This window comes from Ewingella americana ATCC 33852 (assembly GCF_000735345.1).
GTDB lineage: Bacteria > Pseudomonadota > Gammaproteobacteria > Enterobacterales > Enterobacteriaceae > Ewingella > Ewingella americana.
In genome coordinates, this window is sequence record NZ_JMPJ01000017.1 from 87889 (window position 1) to 105978 (window position 18090).

General features: G+C 53.7%; 18 protein-coding genes and 1 other RNA gene. 8 read left to right on the top strand and 11 right to left on the bottom strand.

Going from position 1 to position 18090, the window contains the following annotated elements:
- Position 1: 1 nt before the first annotated feature.
- The 5 genes from GEAM_RS00505 (at position 2) to GEAM_RS00525 (ending at position 7579) form a co-directional block, all read left to right on the top strand.
- Positions 2–2857, top strand: a complete 2856-nt coding sequence (locus GEAM_RS00505) for a valine--tRNA ligase (protein ID WP_034786744.1) — start codon at positions 2–4, stop codon at positions 2855–2857.
- Between the two features lie 183 nt (positions 2858–3040).
- Complete coding sequence (locus GEAM_RS00510; protein WP_034786747.1) at positions 3041–3544, top strand: GNAT family N-acetyltransferase; 504 nt, start codon at positions 3041–3043, stop codon at positions 3542–3544.
- A 48-nt stretch (positions 3545–3592) separates the two neighbouring features.
- On the top strand, positions 3593–4345 hold the full coding sequence (locus GEAM_RS00515) for a MurR/RpiR family transcriptional regulator (RefSeq protein ID WP_034786749.1): 753 nt from the start codon (positions 3593–3595) through the stop codon (positions 4343–4345).
- Between the two features lie 200 nt (positions 4346–4545).
- A complete protein-coding gene (locus GEAM_RS00520; RefSeq protein WP_034786752.1) occupies positions 4546–6084 on the top strand; it encodes a PTS transporter subunit EIIC in 1539 nt (512 codons plus the stop codon).
- Positions 6085–6139: 55 nt separating this feature from the next.
- Complete coding sequence (locus tag GEAM_RS00525) at positions 6140–7579, top strand: 6-phospho-beta-glucosidase (protein ID WP_034786753.1); 1440 nt, start codon at positions 6140–6142, stop codon at positions 7577–7579.
- A gap of 82 nt (positions 7580–7661) precedes the next feature.
- Here GEAM_RS00525 and dolP read toward each other — a convergent pair whose 3' ends face one another.
- From dolP to GEAM_RS00545, 4 genes are all read right to left on the bottom strand, one after another.
- The gene (gene dolP / locus GEAM_RS00530) at positions 7662–8237 is read right to left on the bottom strand and encodes a division/outer membrane stress-associated lipid-binding lipoprotein (protein ID WP_034786754.1); all 576 of its coding nucleotides are present in this window, start codon (positions 8235–8237) and stop codon (positions 7662–7664) included.
- 9 nt (positions 8238–8246) lie between these two features.
- The gene (gene diaA, locus GEAM_RS00535) at positions 8247–8837 is read right to left on the bottom strand and encodes a DnaA initiator-associating protein DiaA (RefSeq protein WP_034786756.1); all 591 of its coding nucleotides are present in this window, start codon (positions 8835–8837) and stop codon (positions 8247–8249) included.
- Positions 8838–8900: 63 nt separating this feature from the next.
- Positions 8901–9269, bottom strand: a complete 369-nt coding sequence (locus GEAM_RS00540) for a YraN family protein (RefSeq protein WP_034786758.1) — start codon at positions 9267–9269, stop codon at positions 8901–8903.
- 78 nt (positions 9270–9347) lie between these two features.
- Positions 9348–11414 carry a penicillin-binding protein activator gene (locus GEAM_RS00545; RefSeq protein ID WP_034786760.1) on the bottom strand — a complete coding sequence of 689 codons (2067 nt, stop codon included), beginning with the start codon at positions 11412–11414 and terminating at the stop codon, positions 9348–9350.
- A gap of 62 nt (positions 11415–11476) precedes the next feature.
- Here GEAM_RS00545 and rsmI point away from each other — a divergent pair, with 62 nt between their 5' ends.
- Together rsmI and rnpB are read left to right on the top strand one after the other, a co-directional pair.
- Positions 11477–12346 (top strand): 16S rRNA (cytidine(1402)-2'-O)-methyltransferase, encoded by an 870-nt coding sequence (gene rsmI, locus GEAM_RS00550; protein WP_034786762.1) that lies wholly within the window; start codon positions 11477–11479, stop codon positions 12344–12346.
- A gap of 25 nt (positions 12347–12371) precedes the next feature.
- An RNA gene (rnpB, locus tag GEAM_RS22330) (RNase P RNA component class A) lies at positions 12372–12750 on the top strand.
- A 75-nt stretch (positions 12751–12825) separates the two neighbouring features.
- Here the strand turns inward: rnpB and GEAM_RS00555 are convergent.
- Entirely contained in the window at positions 12826–13530 is a 705-nt protein-coding gene (locus GEAM_RS00555) for a pirin family protein (protein WP_034786764.1), read from the bottom strand.
- 112 nt (positions 13531–13642) lie between these two features.
- On the opposite strand from GEAM_RS00555, the gene GEAM_RS00560 reads away from it, so the two are divergent.
- The gene (locus tag GEAM_RS00560; protein WP_034786767.1) at positions 13643–14548 is read left to right on the top strand and encodes a LysR family transcriptional regulator; all 906 of its coding nucleotides are present in this window, start codon (positions 13643–13645) and stop codon (positions 14546–14548) included.
- Positions 14549–14583: 35 nt separating this feature from the next.
- Here the strand turns inward: GEAM_RS00560 and GEAM_RS00565 are convergent, their stop codons facing one another.
- From GEAM_RS00565 to GEAM_RS00590, 6 genes are all read right to left on the bottom strand, one after another.
- Positions 14584–15570, bottom strand: a complete 987-nt coding sequence (locus GEAM_RS00565; RefSeq protein ID WP_034786770.1) for a glutathione S-transferase family protein — start codon at positions 15568–15570, stop codon at positions 14584–14586.
- A 166-nt stretch (positions 15571–15736) separates the two neighbouring features.
- A complete protein-coding gene (locus tag GEAM_RS00570) occupies positions 15737–16129 on the bottom strand; it encodes a DoxX family protein (protein WP_034786772.1) in 393 nt (130 codons plus the stop codon).
- Positions 16130–16412: 283 nt separating this feature from the next.
- Entirely contained in the window at positions 16413–16697 is a 285-nt protein-coding gene (locus GEAM_RS00575) for a YqjK-like family protein (RefSeq protein ID WP_034786776.1), read from the bottom strand.
- Positions 16694–17098 carry a phage holin family protein gene (locus tag GEAM_RS00580; RefSeq protein ID WP_034786781.1) on the bottom strand — a complete coding sequence of 135 codons (405 nt, stop codon included), beginning with the start codon at positions 17096–17098 and terminating at the stop codon, positions 16694–16696. The genes GEAM_RS00575 and GEAM_RS00580 overlap by 4 nt, the downstream gene beginning before the upstream one ends.
- 2 nt (positions 17099–17100) lie before the next feature.
- Positions 17101–17406 carry an ElaB/YgaM/YqjD family protein gene (locus GEAM_RS00585; protein WP_034786784.1) on the bottom strand — a complete coding sequence of 102 codons (306 nt, stop codon included), beginning with the start codon at positions 17404–17406 and terminating at the stop codon, positions 17101–17103.
- A gap of 174 nt (positions 17407–17580) precedes the next feature.
- Positions 17581–18084 (bottom strand): DUF1090 domain-containing protein, encoded by a 504-nt coding sequence (locus GEAM_RS00590; protein WP_419471232.1) that lies wholly within the window; start codon positions 18082–18084, stop codon positions 17581–17583.
- Positions 18085–18090 lie beyond the last annotated feature (6 nt).

The following is an 18090-nucleotide window of genomic DNA, read 5'->3' on the forward strand; positions in this document are numbered from 1 at the left end:
AATGGATAAGACATATAACCCGCAAGATATCGAGCAACCGCTTTACGAGCACTGGGAAGAACAGGGCTATTTCAAGCCGCATGGCGACACCAGTAAAGAAAGCTTTGCCATCATGATCCCGCCGCCGAACGTCACCGGTAGCTTGCACATGGGTCACGCTTTCCAGCAAACCATCATGGATGCCATGATCCGCTATCAGCGCATGCAGGGTAAAAACACCCTGTGGCAGGCGGGTACTGACCATGCGGGTATCGCAACGCAGATGGTGGTTGAGCGTAAAATTGCTGCCGAAGAAGGCAAAACTCGCCACGACTACGGTCGCGAAGCTTTCATCGACAAAATCTGGGAATGGAAAGCCGAATCCGGTGGCACCATTACTCGCCAGATGCGCCGTCTGGGCGACTCCGTGGACTGGGAGCGTGAGCGCTTCACCATGGACGAAGGCCTGTCTGACGCCGTGCGCGAAGTGTTTGTACGCCTGTACAAAGAGGACCTGATTTACCGTGGCAAACGTCTGGTGAACTGGGATCCGAAACTGCGCACTGCGATTTCTGACCTTGAAGTTGAAAACCGCGAATCCAAAGGTTCCATGTGGCACCTGCGCTATCCGCTGGCTGACGGCGCGAAAACCGCCGAAGGTAAAGACTATCTGGTGGTGGCGACGACGCGTCCGGAAACCGTGCTGGGTGATACCGGCGTGGCGGTTAACCCGGAAGATCCGCGCTACAAAGATTTGATTGGCAAAGAGATTATTCTGCCGCTGGTTGGCCGTCGTATTCCTATCGTGGGCGATGAACACGCCGATATGGAAAAAGGCACTGGCTGCGTGAAAATCACTCCGGCCCACGACTTTAACGACTATGAAGTCGGTAAACGTCATGGCCTGCCGATGATCAACATTCTGACCTTCGACGGCGATGTTCGCCAGACTGCGGAAGTTTTCGACACCAACGGTGAAGAGAGCGATGCGTGCAGCAACGAGATCCCAGAAGCCTTCCGTGGCCTTGAGCGTTTTGCCGCGCGTAAAGCCGTGGTTGCTGCTTTCGACGAAGCTGGCCTGCTGGAAGAGATCAAACCTCACGACCTGACCGTGCCTTACGGCGACCGCGGTGGCGTGGTTATCGAGCCAATGCTGACCGACCAATGGTACGTGCGCACTGCGCCGCTGGCCAAAGTGGCGGTAGAAGCGGTTGAGCAGGGTGAGATCCAGTTCGTACCTAAGCAGTACGAAAACATGTATTTCAGCTGGATGCGTGACATTCAGGACTGGTGTATTTCCCGTCAGCTCTGGTGGGGCCACCGTATCCCTGCGTGGTACGACGCCGAAGGCAACGTTTACGTTGGCCGCGACGAAGCGGAAGTGCGCAGCGAAAACAATTTGGGCGCAGACGTCGTGCTGACCCAAGACGAAGACGTGCTCGACACTTGGTTCTCTTCTGGCCTGTGGACCTTCTCCACGTTGGGCTGGCCGAACCAGACTGCCGATCTGAAAGCTTTCCACCCGTCGAGCGTGGTGGTCAGCGGCTTCGACATCATCTTCTTCTGGATCGCGCGCATGATCATGATGACCATGCATTTCGTGAAAGATGAAAACGGCAAGCCGCAGGTTCCGTTCCACACGGTCTACATGACCGGGCTTATCCGCGACGACGAAGGGCAGAAGATGTCTAAGTCGAAAGGTAACGTAATCGATCCATTGGATATGATTGACGGTATTTCGCTGGAAGACCTGCTGGAAAAACGTACCGGCAACATGATGCAGCCACAGCTGGCGGAGAAAATCCGCAAGCGCACCGAGAAGCAGTTCCCGAACGGCATCGAGCCGCACGGCACTGATGCCCTGCGCTTCACGCTGGCCGCGCTGGCTTCTACCGGTCGCGATATCAACTGGGACATGAAGCGTCTCGAAGGCTATCGCAACTTCTGTAACAAGCTGTGGAACGCCAGCCGCTTCGTGCTGATGAACACTGAAGATCAAGATTGCGGCCTGAACGGCGGCGAGCTTGAGCTGTCTCTGGCAGACCGTTGGATCTTGGCTGAATACAACCGCACGGTGAAAGCGTACCGTGACGCAATGGACGGCTACCGCTTCGACTTAGCGGCCAGCATTCTGTATGAATTCACCTGGAACCAGTTCTGCGACTGGTATCTGGAACTCACCAAGCCGGTGATGAATGGTGGCAGTGAAGCTCAACTGCGCGGCACTCGTCATACGCTGGTGGAAGTGCTGGAAGGCCTGCTGCGCCTTGCGCATCCGATCATTCCATTCATTACAGAAACCATCTGGCAGCGCGTTAAAACGCTGAAAGGCATCACGGCTGAAACTATTATGCTGCAGCCTTTCCCAGAGTATGACGCGGCTAAGGCTGACGAAAGCGCGCTGGCCGACCTTGAGTGGATCAAGCAGGCTATCATCGCTATTCGTAACGTACGCGCCGAGATGAACCTCTCTCCGGGTAAACCTCTGGAGCTGTTGCTGCGCGGAGCAAGTGCCGATGCACAGCGTCGCGTTGAGCAGAACCTGAACTTCATCTCTTCGCTGGCACGTCTGGAATCCATCACCGTGCTGCCTGCGGGCGATAAAGGCCCAGTTTCCGTCACCAAGCTGGTGGACGGCGCTGAGCTGCTGATCCCAATGGCTGGCCTTATCGACAAAGCGGCCGAGCTGGCGCGTTTGGATAAAGAGATGGCGAAGATTGATGCTGAAATCGCGTCAATCGAAGGCAAGCTCTCCAACGAAGGCTTCGTGGCTCGTGCTCCTGAAGCTGTAGTGGCCAAAGAGCGTGAGCGTCTGGTTGCCTGTGGCGAAGCCAAAGTTAAGCTGGCCGAGCAGAAAGAGACAATTGCTGCGCTGTAACGCCTAGCGTCTGAGTGTTGTTATGCAAAAGGCCGCTCACGCGGCCTTTTTTGTTACAGCGGCGCGAGGTCATTTTATTCCGTATTTTAAAACGCCATCCGTCGCCCCAGCGTTGCATCACGGCGCGGTTAGGTGGTATTAATTCGGACTGATTGTGTTTTTACATCATATTGAGTGAGTCTTATGTCTACCGCCACACCCCTCAACTTGCAGGTGCGTCTGATACGTCCTGAAGACAATGCCGCTATTGCGAATGTTATCCGCCAAGTGTCTGCTGAATTCGGCCTGACCGCTGATAAAGGCTACACGGTTGCAGACCCTAACCTTGACCATTTATATGAAAATTACAGCCAACCGCGCTGTGCATATTGGGTGGTGGAGCTGGATGGGCAGATCGCGGGCGGCGGCGGGTTGGCACCTCTTCAAGGCGCAGAAGATGATTTGTGTGAATTGCAGAAAATGTATTTCCACTCTGCATTACGCGGCAAAGGTTTAGCCAAGAAATTAGCCTTACAGGCATTAGATTTTGCCCGTACCCAAGGCTTCGCACGCTGCTATTTAGAAACCACTGGCAGCCTGACGCAAGCCGTGGCTTTATATGAACACTTAGGTTTTGTGCATATTGACGGGCCATTAGGCAATACAGGCCATACTGATTGTGAAGTTACCATGCTTAAACTGCTATAATCAGGCACGATTAAGTTTGGATCGGCTAACTTTGGCACAGGCATCAGTATGTTCACTTATAAAGAAATTTCGACGCTGAACGAATTAGAGTTGATGGTGTATAACACCATCATTAAAAATACGGATAAAGTCATGTATATGACGATCCGTGAACTCGCTGATGCTGCGGGCGTTTCCACCACCACCGTGCTGCGTTTTTGCAAGAAAATGAATTGCGACGGATATTCAGAATTCCGCATTCGCTTTAAATTATATCTTGAACGTGACGAAAAGCCGCCGGTCTCTTTCGGTATTAGCGAGATTATTAGTTACTTCAAAAGTATTAATAATAGCGAGTTTGATGAGTTATTAGATAAAGCCGCTGCGCAAATTGCTTCCACCCGCAGAATTATATTTGTGGGCATTGGCACTTCGGGTGCTTTGGGTAAATACAGCGCACGTTTCTTTTCTAATATTGGTAAGTTCAGCACTTATATTGATGACCCTTATTACCCAATTAATAGCGACATGTATCAGGATGCCATCGCTATTATTTTCTCGGTTTCTGGCGAGACAGAAGAGATCATTCGCATTGCCAGCCAGTTCAGTTTGCAAAATTGTAAAATTATCAGCCTGACCAACAGCGAAAGCTCCACGCTGGCCCGCATGGCGGACCTCAACATCTCTTACCACATGCCACCAATTCTGCTCGAAGGCCACTACAATATTACGACGCAGATCCCAGTTTTGTATATTATCGAAACTATCGGCAAAAAACTGCCGCCGCTAATTAATGAAAATATTATTAAGCACCCTAAATAAAACAGGGTGTTTTAGACATGTAACATCTACCAAATAACCCACGTTGTTATATCGTGACTTCAAATTCTTTTTTGCTAAACTCCCGTCCGAAGTATAAAAATAATAATCTCACCTCTCGTGCCAAAAATTATACCCGCAGTGATTGACGTTTCAGCTAGGCAGCCAAAGCGCCAAATACCACGGGTATTAGGAGAATAATAATGGCGATTGATTACGCTCAAACTGCTCAGGAAGTTGTTAAATATATTGGTGGCGATAATAATGTGATTAGCGTCACACATTGCGCAACTCGATTACGTTTTATTTTGAAAGATAATAGCATCGTCGATAAAGAGGAATTAAAACGCGTTAAAGGCGTAATTACCGTTATCGAAGCGGGCGGGCAGATGCAGGTGGTTATCGGCAACCACGTCAGCGATGCTTATAAACAGGTTCTGCGACTGATCACCGTTGATGAAAATGCCCCGGTCTCTGCACCGAATGTCGGCATTGTCAGCCGCGTGATGGACGTCATCTCGAGCATTTTTACGCCATTCCTTTACCAACTCGCAGCCTGCGGTATTTTGCAGGGGATCATCTCCTTCCTTGCTGCAGTCGGCATCATGGACTCCAGCAGCGGCACCTACCGCATTCTGAACTTTGTGTCGTGGACGGCATTTACCTTCTTGCCAGTAATGATCGCCTTCACGGCGGCCAAAAAATTCAACGTTCATCCATTCACTGCCGTTATCACCGCCTGTGCGCTGATAAGCCCTGACTACATGAACATGGTGACGGCGTTCAAAATCACCACCATCAACTCTGCGGACCCTGCGATGCAGCAATTGATGCGTGAAGCCGTAAGCAACCCGGAAATCGCCAATGCCTTGACCAATCTGGTGGGCATCCCGCTGTCGGCACCGACGCTGGACTTCCTCGGCATTCCGGTGAAATACCTCAGCTACACCGCGTCGGTTATCCCAATCATTTTGATGGTTTGGGCGATGTCCTACATCGAGCGCTTCTTCAATAAAGTTCTGCCAGTGGTTATCCGTAACCTGTTCACCCCGATGTTCTGCATCGCGATTATGGTGCCAATGACCCTGCTGGTGTTCGGCCCGATTGGTAACCTGATTGGCGGCGCGATCGGCGGCGTTTATAACTACCTCTATCACCTGAGCCCGACCGTGGCAGGCTTCGTGGTAGGTGCTTTCTGGCAGCCATTAGTGACTCTGGGCGTTCACTGGGGCATCACGCCGGTTACCGTCGGCAACTACGCGACGCTGGGTTATGACACCTTCACCGGTCTTCAGGCTTCTGCGGTATTCGCCATGACCGGCACCATGTTCGGCGTTTATCTGAAAACCCGTAGCCGCGAAATGAAAGGCATCTCGCTGTCAGCGGGCGTGACCGGGCTGTTTGGTATCACCGAACCGGCTATCTACGGTGTGGCATTGCGTCTGAAAAAACCTTTCCTGTGCAGCTGTGCTGCAGGCGGGATTGGCGGCGCGATTGCCGGGTCATTCAATGCCGTTTCGTGGAGTTACTGCCTGCCGGGCATCGCGGTTCTGCCGGTGTTCTTCAAAGAAGGCCACATGCCGCAGTTCCTCGGCTTCCTGCTTTCTATCACCGTGGCGTTTGTGCTTGGCGCGCTGTTCACCTATCTGGTCGGCTTTAAAGATGAAGTGGAAAGCAAACCGAAAAGCAGTGCTAAAGCAACTGACGCGACGGCGCCACAGGCCCAGTTGAATCAGGCTTAATCAGTATTTTGTAGATTGGGCGGGAGCTTCCCGCCCTGAATAAGGGAGAATTTGTATGAGTAGCAGCCAGCAATTACCGAAAGATTTTTTATGGGGCGGTGCCGTAGCCGCGCATCAGGTTGAAGGTGGCTGGAACAAAGGCGGCAAAGGCGTCAGCATCGCCGATGTGCTTTCCGGTGGCTCACACGGCGTTGATCGCGTGAGAACCGACGGCGTGCTGGAAGGGTATCGTTACCCGAATCACGAAGCCGTCGATTTTTACTCGCACTATAAAGAAGACATCGCGCTATTTGCTGAGATGGGCTTCAAATGCTTCCGCACCTCGATTGCCTGGACCCGCATCTTCCCCAATGGCGATGAGGCGCAGCCAAACGAAGCTGGCCTGCAATTCTACGACGACATGTTTGACGAGCTGCTCAAGCACGGTATCGAGCCGGTGATCACCCTGTCTCACTTCGAGATGCCGTGGCATCTGGTAAAAGAGTACGGCGGCTGGAAAAACCGCAAAGTGGTCGATTTCTTTGTGAAGTTCAGTGAAGTGGTGCTTGAGCGTTATAAGCACAAAGTGAAGTACTGGATGACCTTCAACGAGATCAACAACCAGCGCAACTGGAAGTATCCGCTGTTCGGTTATTGCTGCTCCGGCGTAGTGTTCACCGAGCACGAAAACCCAGAAGAGACCATGTATCAGGTGCTGCACCACCAGTTCGTGGCCAGTGCCAAAGTGGTCAAGCTGGGTCACGCCATCAACCCTGACTTGCAGATTGGCTGCATGGTGGCCATGGTGCCGCTCTATCCATTCTCTTGCCACCCGGACGACGTGATGTACTCGGTGGAGTCGATGCGCGAGCGTTTCCTGTTTGGCGATGTACACATGCGCGGATACTACCCGTCCTACATTCTTAAAGAGTGGGAGCGTCGCGGCTTTAACATCCAGATGGAAGAGGGCGACGAACAAGCCCTGCGCGAAGGCTGCGCGGATTACATGGGCCTGAGCTATTACATGAGTAACGCGGTGTCGGCGCACAACCCGAGCGACGACAACGGCCTGTCAGGCTTTGCCGGCAGCGTGCCGAACCCGCACGTCAAGGCGTCCGACTGGGGCTGGCAGATTGACCCCGTGGGCCTGCGCTACTCGTTGAGTGTGCTCTACGAGCGTTACCAGAAGCCGCTATTTATTGTCGAAAACGGCTTTGGTGCCATCGACAAGGCTTCAGCAGACGGCATGATCCACGACGACTACCGTATCGCTTATCTGAAGGCGCATATCGAGCAGATGAAGAAGGCGGTGTTCGAAGACGGCGTTGACCTGATGGGCTACACCCCTTGGGGCTGCATCGACTGCGTGTCCTTCACCACCGGCGAATACAGCAAGCGCTACGGCTTTATCCATGTCGATAAAAACGATGACGGTAGCGGAACCATGGCGCGTTCGCGTAAGCAGAGCTTTGACTGGTACAAGAAAGTGATTAGTAGCAATGGCGAAGTGCTTTAAGGCGAGTTGTAAGGCAAGTTATTGAAAGCTAGAAAGAATTCAGGCCCGTTAAGGGCCTGAATGTTATGCGCTAAAGCGTGTTTTATTTAACGTAGGTAAAGGCAGTGGTGACGTGTTTCACGCCGCTCACACCGGCCGCGATGCTTGCCGCCGATTTCCCTTCCTCCTGAGTCACCAGACCCAACAAGAAGACTTCACCGTTTTCAGTGGTCACTTTCACATTGGAAGATTTCACTGAGTCGCTGGTCAGGATCTGCGAACGGACTTTGGTGGTGATCCAAGTGTCCATTGATGCAGTGCCCATAGAGACTGGCTTGCCGGTACGAATTTCGTTGTAAACTTCGCTCGCGCCGTCAACACCCATGGTGATTTGCTTCGCGCGCGCGGCCATGTCTGGCGTTGGCGTCTGGCCGGTTAGCAATACTTTGCCCTGATAGGCGGTTGCCACAATGCGAGCTTCATCTTTAAGCTGTTTATCTTTGCTAATGGCGTTAGACACGCGAGCTTCCAGCGTGCCGTCATCCACCTGAGTGCCCACAGTACGTGGATCGGTTGTTGTTTTTGTTGCCACGCCCGCGACGCCGACAACGGCGGCCGCTACGCAGCCTTGTAATAGTAGGGCGCTTAACAATACTGCAAAGAGAGGACTCGCCTTCATTGGATCTCCTTAATCGTCCTGGTGAGGGAACAGCGTGTTATCAATCAGGTCACAGAGGCAGTTCACTGTGAGCATATGCATTTCCTGAATACGTGCGCTGCGATGGGACGGAATACGGATCTCAACATCGTGAGGCCCTAATAGACCGGCCAACTCACCGCCGTCATACCCTGTCAGTGCGACGATAGTCATGTCGCGGGTCACTGCTGCTTCAACCGCTTTGACAATATCACGGCTGTTACCGCGGGTGGAAATAGCCAGTAAAACGTCTCCAGCTTGCCCCAGCGCGCGGACCTGTTTGGCGTAGATTTCTTCATGCAGGCGATCGTTAGCGATAGCCGTCAGCACAATGTTATCCGCACATAGTGAGATTGCGGGTAAGCTTGGACGTTCAGTTTCAAAGCGATTAATTAAGCTGGCTGAAAAATGCTGGGCATTCGCAGCAGAAGTACCATTACCGCAGCACAGTATCTTGTTACCGTTAAGCAGTGATTGCACCAGCGTCATGGCTGCGCGGGAAATCGCATCGGGCAGAGCTTCTGCGGCGGCAATCTGGGTTTGAATACTTTCAGTAAAGCAGGCTTTGATTCTATCCAGCACGTGATTTAGTCCAGTCAGTAAAATGTCGGCTGCGCTATGGCAGGCGTCAGTCTCAAAACAATCTTAATCCGCATTGAATGCATCACGCAGCCATTCTATCTGGCTACCCGTGATGGCTAAAACATCAAAACGGCAAGATGATGTGTCAAAGCTCGCATTTCTTCGTGCAAGCCAAAAAGAGGCGGCTTGTAATAAACGCCGCTGTTTTTGATGCGTCACGCTGGCCGCGGCTCCGCCAAACAGGGCGTTGCGACGGTAGCGCACCTCAACAAACACGATGGTCTGCTGGTCGCGCATGATCAGGTCAATTTCACCTTGTCGGCAAGCCGCGTTGGCCTCGACGAAAATTAACCCAGCTTTTTCGAGATAACGCCGGGCGAAGACTTCATAGTCTGCGCCACGTTCGCGCGTTGTCGCGTTTTTTTCTAACATCTGTACATCCTTGTACTTAAAAATCGGGGTAAATCCGATACCCCTTCAGCGATTTCAGCTTTGTCTTAAATCTTTGATTTAAGAAGAAACCGGCACCAGCGCGCCTTGGCTGTACTGCAACCACGGCAATTTGCGATGGATAACGCAGTTTTGGTTAGCACTCAGCTGGCCGGTGTTACCATTAATCTGGAAGCCAGGGATCTGACGCATTTGTGAGAAGTGGTTTGCCAAGTCCCATGCATCAATACCCATCGCGTAGAGGCGCACCAGCGAGTAGTCATTTTTAAACTGACCCGTAGCCTGCTGCATCAACGCTGGGTTGGTGCCCGCCAGCAGAGGGATGTCGCTGAACTGCACGCCTTCCATCTCCAGACGGTAATCCGGGCCTGCGCCTGCCTGATAGCTGCGCGAGCTGGCATAGACGGCTGGCTTGTTGCGTCCGCTGACCGCCAAATCAATCATCGGCTTAATCAGGGTTAACTCATCCTGCGTCGCCACGATATACACCGAATCCACATTACCTGATGCGCCGCCGCCGGTGGCCTGAGTGATCTGGTCATCGGTTGGTGGCGCAGGGATGGTGATGCCGCCAATGGTCACGCCCTGAGGCGCGGCCGCCGCAGCTTGCGCGCTGCTCGACACCGGCGTGCCGGTCAGGCGAATACCGCTACGAATGGTGGATTTCAGTTCAGCATACGAGCCGAGGCTCTGCTTCAGCACGGTCTGGCCACCCTGTTTCTGCCACTCGTCGGCAAAAGCCTGAGCGATGCGGTCGCCGAAGTTACCACGCGGCACCAACAACAGCGGTGCCTGACGGTGCTGCTGCCACATGTGGCGCGCGGCGTCCTGAGCTTCGTCTTCCGGAGAGAGCGCAAAGTAACAGATATTCGGGCTGCTTTTCTCAGTTTCTGGCTGATTCAGCGCTAAAACGTTCAGCGGAGTCTGATCTCCCGCCAAGCCGCTCACCTGATCCTTCAGCAATGGGCCGACGACGATAGTCGCGCCATCTTGCTGCGCCTGCGCCAGCAAGGCAGGGATTGGCTGGGTGCTGGTGTCATACACTTTTACCTGAGCACTAGGGTTAGCAGGCGTGGTTGGCTGCGGAGCCGCCGGAGCTGCCGCCGGAGCTGCTGCAGCCGGGGTCACTGCCGGTTGCTGCTCTTGGTCCGCGCCGTCCTGCTGGGCAGAAGGGCTAACGGCGGCATTCGGGTCAGCCGGAGCTGGAGCCGGTGCCGCGTTTGGATCTGCTGCTGGCTGCTGCTGCGCCGCTGGCTGCGCAGAAGGCAAACCGTTCATTGCCGCGTTGAAGCCTTGCTGAATGGCATTGCCATACACCTGCGCCGCGCCGCTCATCGGCAGGAACAGGGCAATCTTCTCAGTAGAAGAAGGTTGGAAGTTCAACACGCTGTTGAGCTGAGTCGGCAGAGTCTTGGCCGCCGGGTTCACTGGGTAACGGCGCTGCCAGTCCTTGATACCGGCTTTCAGCAGGTCTGGGTCTTGCTTGTTGCTCTGCCAAACGCTGAGCAGGTCCAGCCAGCCTTGCAGGGTGTTTTCATTCGCATTGATGGTGATGTTGCTAACATCCTGCGGCGTCATCTGAATCAGCGCGGCCCACGTGGCGTCAATGTTGTTCAGGTGCGGTTTGCCCTGCAACAGCGGCTCCTGCGCGATATAAGCACGCAGCAGGCCGAGGCTGGTGCGGCCTTGGCTGGCGTCGATTTGCGCCTGATAGAAACGCGCCTGCTGGTCGCTGTTCAGGTTTGCAGGATCAATTTTGCTCAGCGTGGTGGCCGCAGCTTGGAAATTCTGCTGGGCGACCTGCACTTCGGCGCTAACCAATTGCTGCTCCTGCGCCTGCACGGCGGTCAGGTTTTGCGGCAATTTGGCCAGTTGATCGGCTGCCTGAGGCACTTTGCCTTCGCGCAACAGGGCACGAACTGCAAGTAATTGCCAGTCAGCCTTGGTATCATCACCGCTTTGCTGGGCTTGCTGTAGATAATAGTCTGAGCTGCCCGTCGCTTTCGCCTGAACTGTTTCAGTCGGAGCTTGCGGTGCCTGGCTCGAACAACTGGCGAGAAGCATCGCCACGATAACGGCAGGGATCAAACGTCCCGTGCGGGTACGAAAAGTAGTTGAGGAAGGCATTCAGTTTCCAGTGATGTTTTTTTCAAGATGCTCAATATTAAATCGGCAATCCGGATGAAACAATGAATCAACACGATCAAGCAGATATTTCTGCATCAACGCTGTACATCGTACCGACACCAATCGGCAATTTAGGGGACATTACCCAGCGTGCATTGGCGGTGCTCAGCAGCGTAGATTTGATTGCGGCGGAGGATACCCGCCATACCGGATTACTGCTGCAACACTTCGCCATTAGCGCCAAAATGTACCCTTTGCATGACCATAATGAGCAGCAAAAAGCCGAGCATTTATTGGCAAAATTGCAGGATGGTCAAAGCATTGCGTTAGTTTCCGATGCCGGAACCCCGCTGATTAACGACCCCGGCTACCATCTGGTGCGCCGCTGTCGCGAAGCCGGTATTCGCGTGGTTCCACTGCCGGGTGCCTGTGCCGCGATTGCAGCGCTGAGCGCCGCCGGTTTGCCTTCGGATAAATTCTGTTACGAGGGTTTTCTGCCCGCCAAAACAAAATCACGCAAAGATGCTCTTCAGGCACTGATTGAAGAGCCTCGCACCCTGATTTTCTATGAATCCACTCACCGCCTGCTCGACAGCCTGCAAGATATGGTGGAAGTTTGGGGGCCAGATCGCTACGTCGTGCTGGCGCGCGAAATCACTAAAACCTGGGAAAATATCCGTGGCGACGCCGTCGGCGCGCTGCTCTACTGGGTAAAAGAAGATGAAACCCGCAAGCGTGGCGAAATGGTACTGATTGTCGAAGGCCATAAAGTGGATACCGAAGCCCTACCGGCTGAGGCGCTGCGCACGCTTGCGCTGCTGCAAAAAGAGTTACCGCTGAAAAAGGCCGCCTCGCTGGCCGCCGAGATCCACGGCGTGAAGAAGAATGCGTTGTATAAATACGCACTCGACCAGCAAGAGGGTGACAAGTAGGCCATTATGGCCTATCATCCGCGCCGGAGTTGACCAGACAGTCGCCGCTTCGTTGCCGTCCCTTTCGGGGGAGACAGATGAAGGGGAGGAAAGTCCGGGCTCCATAGGGCAGGGTGCCAGGTAACGCCTGGGAAGCGCGAGCTTACGACAAGTGCAACAGAGAGCAAACCGCCGATGGCCCACGCAAGTGGGATCAGGTAAGGGTGAAAGGGTGCGGTAAGAGCGCACCGCGCGGCTGGCAACAGTTCGTGGCATGGTAAACTCCACCCGGAGCAAGGCCAAATAGGGGTTCACATGGTACGGCCCGTACTGAACCCGGGTAGGCTGCTTGAGCCAGTGAGCGATTGCTGGCCTAGATGAATGACTGTCCACGACAGAACCCGGCTTAACGGTCAACTCCTCCAATACGAAAAGGCCCGTGTAACGCAAGTTGCACGGGCCTTCTTCATTTATAGTGTTTCTAGGTGAAGCTTATCGCGTCACACCGGCAGGTCAATGAGCAGAGCGCGCAGCGGGGTGCTGGCGGTCAGGCTGATTTCTGACTCACCTTGGATAAACGCGCCGTCGCCACACACCAGCTTCTGCTTCTCCTGACTCTCACCGCCCAAGGCGTCGATGCGACCGTGGATCGATTGCAGATAGGCCCGCGTGCCGCGTATCGGCAGGCTAATGCTCTCGCCTTCGCCCAGTTCAATATGATGGATCCACACCTGCTGGCGCAGCTGTAAGCTGCCTTGCTCGCCGTCTGGCGATGCCAACAGCAGGTGCGGCTGTTGGCCGACCTTAATCTGCTGGATCAGCGGATTCTCATGCTGCGGGCAGGCGTCCAGCCACAGCTGCATGCGAGTCAGCGGCTGGGTTGAACTCAGGTTCAGCTCGCTGTAGGCCACGTTGGTCTGGGTGGAGAGCAGCACGGCTTCGCCCTCGTTGACGCGAACGCTGTTGCCCTCGGCGTCGCGGTACTCCGCGCTGCCTTGCAGCACTAAATTCAGGATGTCCACCTGCGGGTAGGTGCGTGGCTGGAAGCTGGCACCCGGCGCCAGCACTTCCTGGTTGAGTACGCGCAGTGAGGCGTAGCCCATAAGTTTTGGGTCAAAATAGTGCCCAAATGAGAAGGTATAGCGCGCCTGAAGCCAACCAAAGTCAGCTGTGCCGCACTCTTTTGCAGTTCTGCTCTTAATCATTGCGGTCTGGCTCAGTTAAAAAATTTCCATACTTAAATGGTAAGCGTCTGGACGACTGATTGTTAGCCAGTTAATCTGGTCGGTATATTCAAATTTCCTGACAGAGAACCACATGGCTAAGGATCGCGCACTCACACTGGAAGCACTAAGGGTCATGGATGCTATCGACCGTCGCGGCAGCTTTGCGGCAGCGGCTGATGAGCTAGGCCGCGTGCCTTCTGCATTGAGCTACACCATGCAGAAGCTGGAGGAAGAACTGGACGTGGTGCTATTCGACCGTTCAGGTCATCGGACAAAATTCACCAACGTTGGCCGTATGCTGCTCGAACGCGGCCGCGTTTTGCTCGAAGCCGCTGATAAACTTACGGTAGACGCCGAAGCGCTGGCGCGCGGTTGGGAAACTCAAATCACTATCGTTTGTGAAGCGCTGGTTCCCGCCACCCAGCTGTTCCCGTTAATTGAAAAGCTGGCGCTGAAAGCCAACACGGAGGTGTCGCTGATAACCGAAGTGTTAGCCGGAGCCTGGGAGCGCCTTGAGCAGGGCCGCGCCGACATTGTTATCGCGCCGGATATGCACTTCCGTTCATCGTCTGAAATCAACAGCCGCAAGCTCTACAAGCTGATGAGTGTCTATGTCGCCGCGCCGGATCATCCGATTCATCTTGAAGCCGAGCCGCTGTCGGAAGTCAGCCGCGTGAAGTATCGCGGCATTGCGGTGGCTGATACCGCCCGCGAGCGCCCAACCCTGACCGTGCAGTTGCTGGATAAACAGCAGCGTTTAACCGTCAGCACCATTGAAGAGAAGCGTCAGGCGCTGCTGGCCGGTTTGGGTGTCGCCACTATGCCTTATCCGATGGTGGAAAAAGATATCGAAGAGGGGCGTCTGCGGGTAGTAAGCGCGGAGTACAACCGCGAGGCGGAAATTATTATGGCGTGGCGTCGTGACAGCATGGGCGAAGCCAAGGCGTGGTTCCTGCGAGAAATAGCCAAGCTGCTCGGCACCCGCGACGCCAACTAAGCTTGCTCCCCCTCGCCAGAAGGGGAGCATGCTGCTTAGCTAAAACGCAGGTCGCGGCCGTGCTCGGCATCTAAATCCTGCGCCGGGCCGGTGGAGATCACCCCGTGCGGATTGATGGTCGCGTGGCTGCGATAGTAGTGATTACGGATGTGCGCGAAGTCCACGGTTTCAGCAATGCCCGGCATCTGGTAGATGTCGCGCAGGAAACCGTAGAGGTTCGGGTAATCACTAATGCGATAACGGTCGCATTTGAAGTGCGTGACGTAGACCGGATCGAAGCGCACCAGCGTGGTCCACAGGCGCAGATCGGCCTCGGTCAGCTGGTTGCCGGTCAGATAGCGATGTTTCTCCAGCAGCGCCTCGGCGCGGTCCAACCCTTCAAACACGCCTTTAACCGCTTCGTCATAAGCTTCCTGCGAGGTGGCAAAGCCCGCTTTATAGACGCCGTTGTTAATCAGCGGATAGACCCACTCATTCACTTCATCAATGGCCGTGCGCAGGTTCTCCGGGTAGTAATCTCCGGCGCGCGCGCCTTGGGCATCAAAAGCGCTGTTGAACATGCGGATGATATCCGCCGATTCATTGCTGACGATGGTTTGCAGCTTTTTGTCCCACAGAATAGGCACGGTGACGCGGCCGGTATAGTCCTTCTGCGCCCGCAGATAGATTTCATAGGCGAAATTCAGGTGGTACAGGTCATCGCCGGTCGCAGCGGGGAAGTCAGTGGCGAAGGTCCAGCCATTCTCCAGCATCAGCGGATGCACCACGGAGACCGGGATCAGCTGATCCAGACCTTTCAGCGCGCGCATCAGCAGGGTGCGGTGCGCCCAAGGACAGGCGAGTGAAACATAAAGATGATAGCGATTCGGCTCGGCGGCGAATCCGCCTTTGCCGTGCGGACCGGCCTCGCCGTTGGGGGTTACCCAATTGCGAAACTGTGATTCCATGCGTTTAAAATGGCCGCCGGTGGATTTAGTGTCATACCAAACGTCATGCCATTTGCCTTCAACGAGTTGTCCCATGATCCCTCCTTCCCCGTGATATTTCGAGCTGAATCTTGGTTTGCTGCATTGATACAACGCGAATGATGCAGGGGAGATGTGCTGATAAAAATGAAAAGGGCGAGGTGAATAATCACATCGCCCATTCGTCTATTGAGTATAGCGGCACATTCTCATGTGCGAACTGTTACCAGTTTTTCTTGATCAGGCGGTCGATGCTGATTGCGCCCGGACCCGCTACGAACAGGGCGAAGAAGCCACCGGCGATAGACAGGTTTTTCATGAACATCATTTGGTTTACGGCAACAGCGAAATCAGTGTGGAAAATCAGTGCAGTCAGGATGGTGAAGATTGCAGTGATGAACGCCGTGGTGCGGGTCAGGAAGCCGAACAGAATGGCCAAGCCGCCGCCGAATTCAAGCAAAATGGTCAGTGGCAGCAGGAAAGATGGCACACCCATTGAGCTCATGTAAGCACCGGTTCCTGCGTAGTTGGTGATCTTGCCCCAGCCCGCAGTGATGAACAGAATCGGCATTAAGATACGAGCGATAAGCAGGACGGTATTGTTAACTTTGGTCATTTTCGACTCCGAAAAATGTTGCCCAAATTGGGCGACAATAATATTAACGGCACGTTCAGGTACTATCCCCATCCGTTACCGCGTCTGGTTGATGCTGGGATAGTAAGTGGAAAGTTGAACAGTTGTTAGCAAGTAAAACTGTCTATTATTATCAAATAAATTGAACTTCGAGACGGGAACTTAAAGAAACGGGCCAGTCGGAGAAACTCCAGACTGGCCCGTGGGGGAGCGCATTGTGGGTTGTTCAAAAACGAGTTAGTCGATTTTAATCAACAAGTTAGCGCTACGACTTTATAAAGTTACGGCGGAAAAGCTGCACGGTGCCCCAAATACCAAAGGCGCGACGCGACCAGCGAACCACTTTACTTGGATGTCGGATGCCGTAAATTGCCAGAACGCTGGAACCCAGCACCAGATACTTACGCATATCAATAAACTTCACCCAGCCGCGATCTACTTTTGCGGTTGCTTCGAGCCATTCGAGGCGGCCCGCAGACAACTCAGCGCGTTGGCGCTCGATTTTACGCAGCAGTTTTACTTTCTCGATAACGCGGTCAGGTGTGCTCATTGGTCATCCTTTTCCAGCAATGAACGGTCAATATCCAGCTGTTTGCGCGTCATGCTCAACAAAGTTGAACGTTTAGCTTTCGACAGCGTCCAGAGACCTAATACCACCGCCAAGAACAGTAAAACGCCCGTGGTGGTGCCCATTGCAACAAGTCGATAAGCCGGGTCGATTGCCCAGAACAGCACAACCAACAGGCTCATTAAACCGAAAGCGGTAAAGATTAGGGTGATGCCCGCCATCAGCAAGAGTTGGAAAATATTGGCCTTTTCCTCTTCCAGCTCAATGACGGCCAGTCTGACACGCGTTTCAACCATGCCCACCAAAACGGTGACAATGCGTTGCGCCGTATCAAGTATCCCTTTGCCCGGTCCTTGTGGCGGAGTCTTTATCGGTTCAGCCATAATTAACGGCGGGCTAGCAGAACGCCAATAACTACGCCGACGGCAGCACCAATACCAACGCCAGTCCAAGGTTTGTCATGCACGTAGTCGTCAGCGCGACCCGCGATTTCTTTCGAATGATGGGCCAGCTTGTCGCCAGTGTCACTCAGGCGAGAGCGGGTGTCTTTCAGCAGGCTTTCAGCCTTGCCGCGCAGCTTGTCTAACTCTGCTTTTGGCTTATCGGTGGAAGATTGAAGAACTTCTTCCAAGGTATCAGCCAACGATTTAAGTTCCGCGCGCAGATTTTCTGAGGTGGTGTTCTTAGCCATGTTTATATCACTCCATACGTTAACTGATGCGAACTTTTAACATAGCGGATATCTGGGTTATCGCAACTTAGGCACCTGATTTAAGGGAAAAAGCCCCGTATTTAAGGAAAAGCCTAAGTCAGACAACGCCGTTTCTCCGCTATGAACGGGGAAAAACGGTCTGGCATGGGCTAATTATTGGCCCTGTGCTTCTTTCAGTTCAGATTGAGCTTCATCCAGCTTGTGCTGTTTCTTCTCAATTTTTTTGCTGTCGCCCGTGGCCTGAGCTTCTTTCAGCTCTTGCGCACGCTCTTCAACTTTCTTCTGTTTTTCAGCAACATGCTTTTCGTATTCAGCTTTGAGACCGGCGTCAGTACAGTGCGCTTGGTTCTCGCTCAAGGCTTTTTGCAGGCCAGCGATCTGGTCTTTATTGTTGTGCTGATGTGCGTAATCAAGTTGGGTTTTGATTTGCTGTTGTTTAGTGGCGCAAGTCTGCGGCTGCGAAGCAGCGAAAGATGCGGCAGAAAAAGCAAAAAGCGGTATAGCGAACAGCGCGGATAAACGCAGATTCATGAGGGTGTCTTCCTTAGTCATTGTGAAACGCTGGAGCATTTCTTCCGTTGGTAAAGCACTGAAAAACGTCTTATCGAAATGGGTCGACAGAAAAAATGCGCCGTCTTGGCACAGATAATTTTTCAATACAGT